The following is a 13,484-nucleotide window of genomic DNA, read 5'->3' on the forward strand; positions in this document are numbered from 1 at the left end:
TATGGACTCTATTTTGTCTTCTGTGCTATCCATCTTTTCGCATAACCCTATATTTGTGCTAGGTATCATCGCGTATATTGCTTTTTCCATTATAAAAAGCAAGAATACAGAAGAGTCTGATGAGTATGACAATAATGAAAGCTCAGGCCAGACTTGGGAGGATATGGAACGTGAATATGGTATCTCTATAGAGAAAAAGCCTGTAGAACCTTCGCCTGAGGACTTGTTGTATGATGATGATTTCTATCGAGAAATATTTAAAAATAGACCGATTGAAAATCAGCACCCTGAGGCTCCCTTAAGACCGAAGGGGGGAAGACTGTTTCAATATGATGATTCGGAGACATCTGAAAAACATGTTGAAGAGCATCCAAGTAATGATAAAGCTCAAACAGTTTTAGCTTCCGAGCATCATTACGATGAAGCGTCTACAACGCAACAAGGTACTCATGTTTCATCCAAGAAAACTTCAAGTAAATCAACTGGCTTTAGTACGAGTACAACTCGTTTAAGTAGAGAGTCTGTTACAGGGCCAACCTTAAGTGAACGATTGGCCGAATTCAAGCGAGATAAGGCTTCTAAAGAAGGAAAGGTACTCCTTGATACGAATATGGTAACGACTTCGCCAATCACTTCGACCAGTGTTCATACATCAAGTCATAAACGTATATCAAATCATGCTCTAAAAGAAGGCATGAAATGGTCTATTATCTTGAGTAAGCCTAAGGCTCTTGAACGCAGATATCGTTAAGTTGGGGTAGCCAATACGTTTATTAGTCATTAGAAAATATGGCTATCAAAATATTGGTCATAACGTCTACTGGATTATTGGTGATTCATGATCATCGTTATTCGGGGATAGATGTTGTATAGCAATTATAACGGCACATATCCTATGTGGTGCATATAATTACATATGGAAAGAGGTTCCTATTGGTCACCTATGTGACTATTAGGAACCTCTTTTTTATTGTCTTTTTTTGATGGAACTTTCACAATAATAGGGAAAGGAGTTCGTCTACAAGGAAAGGTGATAGTATGTATCGTAATGTGCGCGTTATACCTAAACAGTTACTGGAACAATTATATGTAGAGAAACAGTGGAGTGTTCGCGAGGTGGCAGAGTATTTTCAGTGTAGTGTAGATACTATTATGCGGCGTATGAAGGCATATGATATTGAGCGAAGACCGTTGAAGAAGGATATAAATATGGTTCATGTACAAGCTCTATATGAGTCAGGTAAGTGGTCATTACATTCTTTAGCGAAGCGTTATGATGTATCGATTACGACGATGGCAAGTCGGATGAAAGAATATGGACTAGCTTGTCAGCGTTCGACCAAGAATGTAGCTATCGATCCGGTGCGTATTTGTAGGGCCTATAAAAGTGGAAATACGTCAGACTCAATTGCACGCATGTATGGCATATCCCGATGGAAAGTACATCATGTATTGCGTCATATGGGAATGTGTACAACGCTTAAAGTAAAACCATCTCGAAAGGTGGACGAGATGGCTTACTTGTATATTCATCATCATATGAGTACGGATGATATAGGTTTAGCTTACGGTATACGAGGGTCAACAGTGGCCATGTATTTACGGGAGCAAGGTATAGAAATTCGTTCAAATATATTAGAATTAGACGAAAATAGGATAAAAAACTTACGTGCTCAAGGGTATGGTGTTGCCAAAATTGCACAGATGATGGGCTGCTCTGCTTCTGCCGTAAGAAAACGACTAGCCATGAAAAAATATATCTCTCCTTGATGTAGTGCGGTAGATACTATATACTTAAATTTATACAATGATGGGAGGAATATTATGCTTGAAATTATATCTGCTTTAATACCGTTTTTCTTACTTGGCATAGCGGCCGCTGGTTTATCCCGTGTATCTGGGGTGGCACTGTCGATGATCATAGTACCAACACTATTGATTTGGGGAGCTAACGCGATTGATGTTATCGCCTTTATGCTGCTATTTGTGGTGTACAACAACTTTACAATGGAGACACAAGACGTTCGATTAGATTATAAAGACCTTGTATTATTCCCTAAATGGCGCTTATGTATTCCATTTATTTTGAGTTTAGTTGCTGCGTTCTTTGTACCAGCTGCAGGGATTGCCATCTTTATGGCCTGCTTTGTCCTAGAATTGTTAGCTACTGTATACAAACGCATTCCAGAAAATAAACGACCTCGCTTGCATCGCGTTATTGTTACATCCGTTTTAAGTGCTGTTGTAACTGCTGTAGGTGCTTATGCGGGCCCTAAAATTCCTAGTGAATACTATTTCATCTGTGCTGGTTTAGCCATCTTAATTATTACGGGCTTTGCTTGGTACGTAGGCAACCATCGAGATGCCTTTAGAGGTGCATGGGAAACAATTTGGGCTGACTTCAATTTGTTCTTGGGTATGTTTGGTGTAGAAGCCTCTTATTATCCAGCAGCGCTTACACGTTCCATTCCAAATCCAATGGACCGCATGTTACCAATGATTACCGTAGTAGGTGGATACGCTGGTCTTATGGTGGTATTTGGTATTTACAATATCTTCTCCATACCATCCTTGATTACCGCTATTGGTGCGGCTATTGGTATTCGTCTCTTTGGTATGTATGAGTTTCCACGTCATGGCAGCTTCTCCTTCTTAGCGATTGGTTTTGCTGTAGCTGCTGTTGTATGCTTGTATCTCGTATCTCCTACACCAGTAGGCTTTGATCATATTAATACATTAGTATCTCAACCAATCGGTCAATAAAGACTATATATGATTAGTGATATAATTCATATATTATGCTGAAAGTTGAGTTCATACTAGATTGTGAAAGGGGTTGATGCTCTGTGGCAGAAACAATTGAAACGAGACCATTTCCACCGTTCTTACCAAAGAATACGACGGTGATGATGATGGGGACATTCCCACCAACTTCCGAAAAGCGATCTATGGAATTTCATTATCCTAACTTTCAAAATGACATGTGGCGCGTGTATGGCTTAGTATTCTTTGACGATAAGGAACACTTTAGAAAAGGGGAGGAAAAAGCCTTTGATGCGGATAAGATTAAAGCGTTCTTATCTGAAGTGGGGATTGCTTCTTGTCCTACTGTATTAAAAGCTATACGCGAAAAGGGGAATGCATCAGATGCATTTCTTAAGGTTGTTGAACCTGTACCGTTGGCAGAGGTATTGGACCAAATTCCAGACTGTAAACACATTGGTACCACAGGTGGTAAGGCCACAGAAATTTTGTTGAGCCTTTTACCAGAAAAGGTTAAATTACCTAAAACAGGGGAGACAATTCCTTTTGTGTTTAATGGTCGCGAATTGACGTTAACAAGATTACCATCTACATCTCGTGCGTATCCGTTGAGCCTTGCTAAAAAAGCTGAAGCTTATAAAAACTTCTTTAAGGCGTGTGGATTAAAAACGAAATAATATAGGTAGATATGTAGAGCATATAGATGTATCAGCTATATAGAAAAGTCATTAACTAAATAGTTATAAATAACACCTTTGATGTTATATCGTATCCTTACGGATGCAATATAATGATCAAAGGTGTTTTTATTATTAAAAATTAATGTAAATAAAAATAACGACAATAACTATATTATAATTGGTTATATATATCCTGTTATAAATAAAAGTAATGAGGTGTATAACATTTTAATTCTTGATTTTTATAGTGAGAGGTTTATAATTAACCGTTGTTGCAAATGGTTGACAATAGTTTAAGAAAATGGAGTTGATATTATGGATAAGGCTAAAGAGGCCTTATGGACAAGAGCCTTTGTCCTTGATACTTTGATTAATTTCCTAGTATTTTTGATTTATTATTTATTAATCGTTATTATTGCGGTAGTAGCAAAGGATAATCTTCATGCCACAGCAAGTCAAGCTGGATTGGCTGTTGGTATTTATATTATTGGTACTGTTGTTGCTCGTTTGTTAGCAGGACGGTTTATTAGTATTTTAGGCTGTCGTAAGATGTTGTACTTAGGTTTATTGATTTACTTAGTTTCAACAGCTATGTACTTCTACACACCTAATTTATTGATGCTCTACAGTGTTCGTTTCATAAATGGTTTTGCTTACGGTATTACATCTACAGCTACAAGTACAATCATAGCCGCTATTATTCCAATGTCACGTCGTGGTGAAGGGATTAACTACTATGGTTTGTCTACATCTCTTGCAGCTGCGGTAGGTCCGTTCTTAGGTATTTTGATGCTTCACAGCCTTGGCTATGACTTTATCATCGCCTTCTGTGTTGCCCTTATCATCCTTTGTGGTATCGGTTCCGTTATCATGAAATTTAATGAACCTAAGCTCGATATTGATTCTGAAGAACATAAAGGCTTTAAAATTTCCGATTATATCGAACCACGTATGAATTCTATTAGTATTGTTTCTATACTAGTAGGTTTTGCATACTCTGGTGTTATCGGTTTTATGGCAGCTTATACAAAAGATTTAAACCTTATCTTAGCAGGTACATTCTTCTTCGTCGTATATGCTGTAGTTATTACGATAACAAGACCATTACTTGGTATTGTATTTGATATGAAAGGGGAAAACTTCGTTCTTTACCCTTGCTTCATATCTTTAGCACTTGGTATTTTCTTATTGTCCATCGCTCACTCTACATGGCTTATACTCTTATCTGCTGTGTTTGTTGGTCTTGGTTACGGTACATTTATGTCAAACGGTCAAGCAGTAACTGTTAAAATCGTTCCTGTTCACCGCATTGGTGTTGCCACATCTACATATTTCATTGCCTTAGATATGGGCCTAGGTTTTGGTCCATACATTTTAGGTGCTATTAAAGAGGTAGTCGGTTATACAAGTATGTTCCATGTTACTGTTGTAGTAGCACTTCTTGCATTCGTTGCTTATTATTTCCTCTATGGCCGTTATGTAGGTACTGAAAAAGATCTTTCTTTGAAAGCTCGCGCTGAAGAAGAACAAATCAGAAATCGTAAACGTAATGGAAAATTAGCATAACATTAGCTATATTACTTACAAGCACATAACATATAGAAAGGACTATACGAGATATCGTATAGTCCTTATTTATTGTTCAGGTATCTTAGTATTCCATTGTATTCTATACTACTAGTTTCGTATTTAAATATCGTTTAAATGCCATCTAGTAGTATAGGTGCATGAGAAGTTACATCGTAACCTATTATTTCTCAATATTAACGATGTTTACGATAATTTCTACGGCTTTTTTCATGTCATCAATACATGCGAATTCGTGACGACCATGTAGGTTTTCTACGCCAGTGAAGATATTAGGGGTAGGGATGCCCATGAAGGAAATTTTAGAACCATCTGTACCGCCACGGATAGGGTCGCAAATAGGAGTAATACCTGCTTTTTCCATAGCTGCTTTAGCTACGTTGACACATTCCATGTTGTCTTTGATGATATCGTACATATTGTAATATTGATCTTTTACGGATACTTCACATACTTCGCGGCCATAGATTTCGTTTAATGTTTGACCAGCTTGTAAGAAGAATGCTTTTTTCGCTTCGAACAATTCTTTGTCATGATCGCGAATGATGTAGTTCATTTTGCCTGTATCTACTTGTGTTTCCATGCTCATGAGCATAAAGAAACCTTGGCGACCGCATGTGTGTTCTGGAACAGCAGCACCTGGTAATAGAGCATCGAATTGCATTGCTAATTTAGCACAGTTAATCATAATGCCTTTCGCAGTGCCAGTATGAACTGATACACCTTTTAATGTAACAGTACCGCCAGCAGCATTAAATGTTTCATATTCAAGTTGGCCAAGGCTTTCACCATCAATAGTATAAGCAAAATCAACAGGAAATTGTTTTACATCAAAGTGATCTGCACCGGTACCGATTTCTTCATCTGGGCCAAAGGCACACATGATTTTACCGTGCTTGATTTCTGGATGAGCTACGAGGTAGGCGAGAGCTTCCATGATTTCGCAGATGCCAGCTTTGTCGTCACCGCCTAGTAGTGTAAGACCATCGGTTACTACCAAGGATTTACCAATATAGTTCTTTAAATTAGGGAAATCTGCACGACGTGTGTAGATTTGATGCTCTTCGTTGAGGCAAATATCGCTACCATCATAGTTTTCTACAATGCGAGGTTTAATATTTTCTGCGTTGTAGTCTGCTGTATCCATATGAGCGATAAAGCCAATAGCAGGTGCTTTTTCATCTGTATTAGCATTTAATGTGCCTATAACAAAACCATTTTCACGGTTGTAAATAACTTCATCTAAACCGATTGCTTTTAAATCAGGAACAAGTACATTAGTTGCAAAATCTACTTGTGTTTGTGTACTCGGAATAGTAGTGCTTTCTTCGTTTGACCGAGTATTTATGCTTGTATAGCGTACAAAACGTTCGACCATTGATTCCATAATGAGCCTCCTCGTAAGTAAACATACGTGTTATACATATTGGTATAAATGCTGTATATAACAAAGATTCTTAATATACTTTCATTGTAGAACAGGGGCGATGAAAATGCAAAATAAATATTTACGGAAGGTGTGATATTTTATTCGCATAATGCATAGAAAACCATTGAACCATATATAGTGCCGTGTTAGTATAAAGGTGAATAGTTATACGTTTGTACATTTTCTGTGAGGAGGTTTTACCATGTCGGACGAAACTCGTTCTATTCCGCCCGTAGAACCCGTATTAGATCCTAAGAAGGATTACGTAGAGATTAACTCATATGTAGTATTCTGGGGCCTATTCTATGCGGCAATTTTCACACTGGCTGTAGGGTATTTATGTTTGAAAATTGGTCAAACAGTAGATGCCTTTGCTCCAGTATCTGTACTTGCTATGGGTACAGCAGTTATTTTGAAACGGCAAAATGCTTTTGCCGAAACGGTTCACATTCAGGCTATCGCTAGTTCTAGTACGAACACATTAGCTGGTGCCATGTTCTTCTTACCAGCTCTATACATTTGGAATGTTACAGATGTAACCTTTGTACAAATGGCGATTCCTATTATCCTTGGTGGCGTACTTGGTGTTCTATTATGCGTTATGTTCCGTCGCTACTTTGTTGAGGAAATGCACTATGTGTATCCGTTCCCAAGTGGTCGTGCTGCTGCTGAAGTGCTAATGAGTAATGAAGGTAGCAAAGCGAAACTCATGCTTGGTTCTGGCCTTATCGCTCTTGTATATGATTTTATTCTTAACAGCCTCGGCTGGTGGGAAGAGGTTATCCGTACTACCGCATTTAAATGGGGGACAGCGCTTGCTGATCAAACTAAATTGACTGCAGCTGTAGATACTGACGCAGCATTGCTTGGTCTTGGTTACTTCACAGGCTTACGGTATGCAGCGATTATCGCAGCTGGTTCCTTCTTCTCTTGGTTCGTATGTATTCCAATCGTATACTATTTAGCTCCGGAACACATCATGCAAATCAATGGGCATGCAGTTCCACTTGCAGAAGCTCCTATTCGTAAAGTATTCTTAGACTATGTTCGCCATATTGGTATCGGTATGCTTGCTATGGCAGGTATCATCGGATTGCTCAATATGTCCAAGGTAGTAGCTAGTGTTGTTAAAAATGCAGTACTTGATATTTTCAGTTCCAAAACTGTTGATGTTAACTTGCTTCGTACACAACGCGACATTCCTACATCTTGGATTGGCGCTGGCATCTTATTATGTACAGTTTTATTTGCAGCATATTTCCACTTTATGTATGCTGAAAGCTTCTCCCAAACAATCGTAGCATTCTTAATCGTTCTAATTATGTCCTTCCTATTATCTGTAGTTGGTATCAGCTCCATTGCTTATACAGGTACAGAACCAGTATCTGGTATGACAATCTTCATGATTATCATTTCCGCTGTATGTTTAACAGCTGCAGGTATGACTGGTAAGGTAGGCATGATTGCAGTCCTCATGATGGCATCCTTCATCGGTACAACCATCGGTATGGCTGGTAACTTCATGTCTGAACTCAAAGTAGCGCACATGACAGGTGCGACACCTAAGAAAATGGAACAATGGCAAATCGTTGGTACCATTCTTTGTGCAGTCCTTTCTGTAGGCGTTATGATCCTCTTGAACGATGCATATGGCTTCGTAGGAGACCATGCATTAAATGCTCCACAAGCTAATGCTATGGCTGCTATCATTGAGCCAATGATGACTGGTGGTAGTGCTCAATGGCCTCTATACATGGCTGGTGCATTATTCGCTATTATCTTGTGGATGGTAAAAGTTCCACCATTGGCATTTGCACTTGGTACGTACTTGCCTATGGAAATCAACACACCATTACTTATCGGTGGTTTGATTGCATACTTCGTACAAAATAGTACAAAAGATAAAGAATTGGCAGATCTTCGCTTCTCCAAAGGTAGCACAATTGCATCTGGTCTCGTAGCTGGTGGTGCTATTGGTTCTTTATTCAGTGCCGTACTTCGTATTGCAGGTGTTGATGTATTCGCTCAAGACTGGGTTGAAACACCAGAAGCAACATACCTCAGTATCGTAATGTACTTATTACTTTGCATATTCTTGTACAAAGTAGCTATGTACGTAAAAGCTAAAAAAGCTAAATAAAGAATAAGATATACCCTTAAGAATGTGAGTATTTTGTTTGATTAAAAATTGTTAGGAATTCTCTACTCTAGGGATGACCGCCTTTACCGAGTATTATCTGTGCTTGGTGAAGGCGGTCTTTTTATTGTTAATTTTAGGCTTATTCCTGTGTCTATCAATAATTTCTTCGGTATAACTTAAAACTATATTAATATAATACCTATTAATATAGTCGGATTAATTGACCTTAACTATATCGAATGTTATCATAATACTATAATACCTCTAGAGGTATTATTTTTATTATGTTCATATAATGTAAGTATAGATATAATAGTTGATTGAAGAGAACTCCTGTTTCTAAGTAAACAGGGTTAAGTAGGGGCAATTATGAAATTTAAGAAAATTGCAGCTCTTTTGGGAGCTTTTACAATTGCTAGCAGTCTATTTATTGCGGGCTGTGGAAATACAAATAGTAGTCAAAAGGTATGGCGCGTTGGTACTGATGCGACCTATGCACCTTTTGGTTTTAAAGATAAAGATAGTGGTCAGTTAGCAGGTTTTGATATCGATATTATCAATGCCATTGCAAAAGAAGAGGGCATCGAAGCGGATATTCAAAACTTGAACTTTGATGCACTGTTGCCTGCATTGCAAAGTAATACTATCGACATTGCTATTTCAGATATGACCATTTCTGAAGAACGAGCAAAATCTGTAGATTTCAGTAAACCATACTATATTGCAGGTAATGGGCTCGTTGTTAATATAGATAACACAAATATTAATAGCTTTAAGGATCTAGAAGGCAAGCGTATCGGTGTATCTATTGGTTCTACGGGGGCTGAAATTGCTAGCAAGATTCCTAATGCTGATGTGCGCCAGTTCAATATCATCGTTGATGCCTTTTTAGAACTACAAAATAAAGGCGTCGATGTAGTTATTAACGATACGCCGGTAAACGAATATTATGTTAATGGGAAGGGGAAAGGTATTGCAAAAGTCACTGGAGAAGACTATGATGCGGCACCACTTGGTATTGCTGTGAAAAAAGGTAATACAGAGCTTCTCAATAAAATTAACGATGGCCTAGCTAAGATTAAAGCAAATGGCAAATATGCTGAGATTTATAAAAAATGGTTTGGTAAGGAGCCACCAGCAGAGGTGTTAAAATAGTTTGTAGATAGTACCCAAGCATATTATTTGATATAATACGCTTGGTAAGCCTCAAGTTGTAAGAGGTAAAGTATAGAATGGGTGATATGATGGCTAAACGAAGAGCATTTTTAGATATAATTAAACAGAAGGGCGCCCTCGTTTTAGATGGTGGGTTAGGGTCAGAATTAGAACGTTATGGCTGTGATCTTCAACATAAGTTGTGGTCTGCCAAGGTTCTTATGGATCAACCGGATATCATCAAGAAAATACATATTTCCTACCTAGCGGCTGGAGCAGACATTATTCAAAGCTCTGGCTATCAAGCAACTGTAGCAGGTTTTAAAGGATTAGGGCTTGGTACGGAAGAGGCCATAGAACTCGTTAAGCTATCTGTTCGTCTAGCAGTACAAGCTCGTAATGAGTTCGTGGAAGCCAAAGCGAGTGGGGCGCTTACACTTAGAGGTATTAAGCTGGGAGAAGAAACAGCAGATGGCGTTAAGTACTTTTCCGAAGGTGCATTACCGAAACCATTGGTAGCAGCCTCTGTAGGTCCTTATGGGGCCTTCTTGGCTGACGGATCCGAATACCGTGGATATCCTGATGTACAAACAGAATACCTTGAGGTATTCCATATCCCTCGGTTAGCATTGTTTGCGGAAGAGAATCCAGATATATTATCCTTTGAGACGATACCATCTTATGATGAGGCCATTGCTATTGCTCGAGCCATGTCTGATCCATATACATCAAGGGGGATTCCTGGCTGGATTGCCTTCTCTTGTAAGGATGAACATCATGTCTCTAGTGGGGAAACCATCATTAAATGTGCGGAAATGATCGATAAGGTTCGTCCTATAACTGGCCTTGGTATCAATTGCACCAAGCCAGAATATGTAGAGTCCCTAGTTAAGGATATTCGTACAGTTACCGATAAACCAATTGCTGTATATCCAAATCTTGGTGAAAGCTATGATAGTGAAACTAAAACTTGGTATGGTGACCCTGGATCTTTTGTTGATTACGTAGATGCATGGCGCGCGGCTGGTGCTAATATTATAGGTGGCTGCTGTAGAACAACACCTGAAATCATCGGTGATATTGCAAAGAAAATTCATAAATAAGTGAGACTATAAAAGGCTATTCGAAGTATCTTCGAATAGCCTTTTGTTATATAGAGTTAAGATATGAGACATAAGATATAAAATATAAGATATAAGATATAAGATAATATATTATTTTGAAAGTATAAAAGAGGAGATAAGTATTGCCTCTCTTTAGAGAAATAAAAAAGCAGTGCATAAGCACTGCTTTTACTATGGCGGAGAGACAGGGATTTGAACCCTGGGTACGGGATAACCGCACACATGATTTCCAATCATGCTCCTTCAGCCGCTCGGACACCTCTCCATGTATTCTGTTGTGTAACAGGTACTTGTATAGTATATTAGATAGGAGTTTAGATGTCAAGAAAATTTTTGATGGAGTGTAGTATTTTCGATAGCTATTTATTGTGTTTATAGATGTTTCCTTCTGCATTGCTTTCAATACATGTCCATTCTGATTTATCTAGACTATTAGGAAACTGATCAGAATCTGTTAATAAATAGATGGCGGTATTGGAAGGTAATTCGTTAGCATAAGCTAAGGGCATGATTTTTTTTGCATCCCATGATAAACTCATAGGATTTATAGAATCGTCTCGGGTTGCTTCCAATTTATAAATTGTGTGATTGCTATAGTACGTAGTTGATACACGATAATCATGACACGCACTGATAATCATTGCATTATCGGAAATAGTATTGAGGATGTATTGACTGGTAATAACAGACGATGCATGATTCATTAGTGGCATCGCTACTGTATAGGTTAATATACCATATAACATTACAGTTAATATTGCTGCTTTCCGAATGAAACGATAATGTGGTTTACATAGTATCGCTATAAGTATTGTCATAGGGGCAAGAGCTGGGAAGGTATATGTTGTATACTTAGTAGCCATACAAGTAAAAAATATAAGTACAGTTAAGGCCCATATACCTAAAAGGATGGTGAAGGGGGTTATATAATTGTGTTTTTGTAAGCGCTTTCTTTGTGTATAAAGCTTATAGGATATAATAAAAGACCATGGGAATAGGGCGATGAGTGTTACAATAATGTAGTAATACCATACATTGAATTGGGGATGTTCTGACACAGTAGCACGTAACCAGTTATGGACTCCCAAAAATACATTGATGAAATCACTACCATGCATTGTATACATATAGATATACCAACTCCCACCTATGAAAGTAAGTAGTAATAAGCCTAGTGGTATTTTTAGATATAATAATTCCTTGAGATTATGTGATACAGCTAAATATATGAGGATGATGAGTCCTGGCAATAAAAATCCAATAGGACCTTTTGTTAATACTGCTAGAGCGGCCCCTATATAAGCTATATAATAGTACGTAGCATATTTTTGATGTAACATATGCTTTCGGTACCCAATATAAAAACTCATCAAGGTAATATTGATGAATAATACTAGCGTCATATCGGTAATGACAGCTTTGGAGATAATCCAGAATTCCGCACAGGTAGCATATAGAATAGCGGCGATAACAGCCGTCTTTTTTCCTCGTATCTGATGTACAAAGCTATAGAGCAATCCAATATTCACCACTCCTAATAGAGCGGAGAAAAAGCGTGCTCCGAAATTAGAAATGCCGAATAGTTTGTAACTTATGATAAGCTCTACATAATAAAAGATAGGTTTATCATACCAATAGTGGTTAAAAATCTGAGGAGAAAAATAGTTTTGATTTAATAACATTTCCTTTGCTGTTAAAGCATAATTGGACTCTACAGGATCCGTAATGGCAAGGCCCGCATTTCCTAGAAGATATAGTATTCCTGAGATTATTAGGATTATTGTTATATGAAAGTATTTAGCATGGATCCATCTACTACAAATTTGTGGCATATTTATTAGTCCTTATTAGTCTGAAAAATAAATTATTTTGTGAAACGCTTAGTTAAGGGGCGTTGAGACTCTATAATGAGAACGCTGGATCGTTTAAATATAGTGCTAAGGTGTCTTTGCATATGTTTTAAATTACTGATATATGGTGTAATTCTTTGTTTGAGTAACTTATTATATAAAAGAAATAACACATAGGTAATAATAAAACCACCGATAATATCTATAGGATAATGATGCCCTACAAATATTTTGGCAAATCCTGTAAGAAGTGTTAGGGCAATTAAAATGGAGCCTAATCTTTTATATACAGCAAATAGAGATAGAGCTATAGCGCTCATTCCCATAGCATGTGTACTTGGAAAACTTGGATCTGCACTGTGTACTAGCAAGAGATTAACTGTATGAGATACGAATGGTCGTGGCTCTACATAGAAAAAACCGATTACTTGATGTATAGCAAGCGTAATTCCTAATAGTAAGATTGTATGTATGCTATTCATAGTAAGCTCTTTATCTTTTGTATAAAGGCCAAGCCCTAATAGGGTCGCTACTAGTATAGCCATGATTGGTGCACTAAATTTTACTATATAAATCATGAATTGATCTAAAATTGGGCTTATACCTGCTAGATTATTAATGACTTGAAACAATTCGTAGTTCATAATTCCTCCTAATGTTGAGTATGGTTTTCTTAATGCATACATCATATCGGAGAAATCTTACGAAAATCTTACGACCTTATAACAATATTAGAAAGGTGTACAGATGATATAG

11 protein-coding genes and 1 tRNA gene are annotated in these 13,484 nt (G+C 37.7%); 8 read left to right on the forward strand and 4 right to left on the reverse strand.

Translation table 11 applies throughout. The annotated features are described in order from the left end of the window. The first annotated feature begins 1 nt into the window (after position 1). The 5 genes from VCHSUH03_RS08330 to VCHSUH03_RS08350 all read left to right on the forward strand — a co-directional run bounded on the left by VCHSUH03_RS08330 (position 2) and on the right by VCHSUH03_RS08350 (position 5,009). The gene (locus VCHSUH03_RS08330) at positions 2-751 is read left to right on the forward strand and encodes a hypothetical protein (RefSeq protein WP_105094710.1); all 750 of its coding nucleotides are present in this window, start codon (positions 2-4) and stop codon (positions 749-751) included. Positions 752-1,038: 287 nt separating this feature from the next. After that, positions 1,039-1,770, forward strand: a complete 732-nt coding sequence (locus tag VCHSUH03_RS08335) for a COG3415 family protein (protein WP_005387826.1) — start codon at positions 1,039-1,041, stop codon at positions 1,768-1,770. A 54-nt stretch (positions 1,771-1,824) separates the two neighbouring features. After that, positions 1,825-2,763, forward strand: coding sequence for a hypothetical protein (locus VCHSUH03_RS08340; RefSeq protein WP_105094711.1), 939 nt, complete (start codon positions 1,825-1,827; stop codon positions 2,761-2,763). An 83-nt stretch (positions 2,764-2,846) separates the two neighbouring features. Further along, entirely contained in the window at positions 2,847-3,440 is a 594-nt protein-coding gene (locus VCHSUH03_RS08345; RefSeq protein WP_005387830.1) for a hypothetical protein, read from the forward strand. Between the two features lie 318 nt (positions 3,441-3,758). Further along, positions 3,759-5,009 (forward strand): MFS transporter, encoded by a 1,251-nt coding sequence (locus VCHSUH03_RS08350; protein WP_105094712.1) that lies wholly within the window; start codon positions 3,759-3,761, stop codon positions 5,007-5,009. Between the two features lie 184 nt (positions 5,010-5,193). On the opposite strand, the gene pepT is transcribed toward VCHSUH03_RS08350, so the two are convergent. Further along, on the reverse strand, positions 5,194-6,417 hold the full coding sequence (gene pepT / locus VCHSUH03_RS08355) for a peptidase T (RefSeq protein WP_024065715.1): 1,224 nt from the start codon (positions 6,415-6,417) through the stop codon (positions 5,194-5,196). A 244-nt stretch (positions 6,418-6,661) separates the two neighbouring features. Between pepT and VCHSUH03_RS08360 the strand changes: the two genes are divergently transcribed. From VCHSUH03_RS08360 to mmuM, 3 genes are all read left to right on the forward strand, one after another. Then, positions 6,662-8,599 carry an OPT family oligopeptide transporter gene (locus VCHSUH03_RS08360; RefSeq protein WP_105094713.1) on the forward strand — a complete coding sequence of 646 codons (1,938 nt, stop codon included), beginning with the start codon at positions 6,662-6,664 and terminating at the stop codon, positions 8,597-8,599. Positions 8,600-8,968: 369 nt separating this feature from the next. Continuing rightward, complete coding sequence (locus VCHSUH03_RS08365; RefSeq protein ID WP_105085260.1) at positions 8,969-9,754, forward strand: basic amino acid ABC transporter substrate-binding protein; 786 nt, start codon at positions 8,969-8,971, stop codon at positions 9,752-9,754. Positions 9,755-9,831: 77 nt separating this feature from the next. Continuing rightward, the gene (mmuM, locus tag VCHSUH03_RS08370) at positions 9,832-10,857 is read left to right on the forward strand and encodes a homocysteine S-methyltransferase (protein WP_105085261.1); all 1,026 of its coding nucleotides are present in this window, start codon (positions 9,832-9,834) and stop codon (positions 10,855-10,857) included. Positions 10,858-11,052: 195 nt separating this feature from the next. Here the strand turns inward: mmuM and VCHSUH03_RS08375 are convergent. The 3 genes from VCHSUH03_RS08375 to VCHSUH03_RS08385 all read right to left on the reverse strand — a co-directional run bounded on the left by VCHSUH03_RS08375 (position 11,053) and on the right by VCHSUH03_RS08385 (position 13,372). Next, positions 11,053-11,143 (reverse strand) — tRNA-Ser (locus VCHSUH03_RS08375). A gap of 94 nt (positions 11,144-11,237) precedes the next feature. Then, the gene (locus tag VCHSUH03_RS08380; RefSeq protein WP_105094714.1) at positions 11,238-12,710 is read right to left on the reverse strand and encodes an ArnT family glycosyltransferase; all 1,473 of its coding nucleotides are present in this window, start codon (positions 12,708-12,710) and stop codon (positions 11,238-11,240) included. 32 nt (positions 12,711-12,742) lie between these two features. Then, complete coding sequence (locus tag VCHSUH03_RS08385) at positions 12,743-13,372, reverse strand: phosphatase PAP2 family protein (protein ID WP_105085263.1); 630 nt, start codon at positions 13,370-13,372, stop codon at positions 12,743-12,745. Between the last annotated feature and the right edge of the window lie 112 nt (positions 13,373-13,484).

Source organism: Veillonella infantium (genome assembly GCF_002959895.1).
Classification (GTDB): Bacteria; Bacillota; Negativicutes; order Veillonellales; family Veillonellaceae; genus Veillonella; species Veillonella infantium.

What these genes read in the sequence shown, in the direction of transcription:
- VCHSUH03_RS08360 (WP_105094713.1), top strand. Translation starts at nt 6,662, where the DNA reads ATGTCGGACGAAACTCGTTCTATTCCGCCCGTAGAACCCGTATTAGAT.
- pepT (WP_024065715.1), bottom strand. Translation starts at nt 6,417, where the DNA reads ATGGAATCAATGGTCGAACGTTTTGTACGCTATACAAGCATAAATACT.
- VCHSUH03_RS08330 (WP_105094710.1), top strand. Translation starts at nt 2, where the DNA reads ATGGACTCTATTTTGTCTTCTGTGCTATCCATCTTTTCGCATAACCCT.
- VCHSUH03_RS08350 (WP_105094712.1), top strand. Translation starts at nt 3,759, where the DNA reads ATGGATAAGGCTAAAGAGGCCTTATGGACAAGAGCCTTTGTCCTTGAT.
- VCHSUH03_RS08365 (WP_105085260.1), top strand. Translation starts at nt 8,969, where the DNA reads ATGAAATTTAAGAAAATTGCAGCTCTTTTGGGAGCTTTTACAATTGCT.
- VCHSUH03_RS08380 (WP_105094714.1), bottom strand. Translation starts at nt 12,710, where the DNA reads ATGCCACAAATTTGTAGTAGATGGATCCATGCTAAATACTTTCATATA.
- VCHSUH03_RS08340 (WP_105094711.1), top strand. Translation starts at nt 1,825, where the DNA reads ATGCTTGAAATTATATCTGCTTTAATACCGTTTTTCTTACTTGGCATA.
- mmuM (WP_105085261.1), top strand. Translation starts at nt 9,832, where the DNA reads ATGGGTGATATGATGGCTAAACGAAGAGCATTTTTAGATATAATTAAA.
- VCHSUH03_RS08335 (WP_005387826.1), top strand. Translation starts at nt 1,039, where the DNA reads ATGTATCGTAATGTGCGCGTTATACCTAAACAGTTACTGGAACAATTA.
- VCHSUH03_RS08385 (WP_105085263.1), bottom strand. Translation starts at nt 13,372, where the DNA reads ATGAACTACGAATTGTTTCAAGTCATTAATAATCTAGCAGGTATAAGC.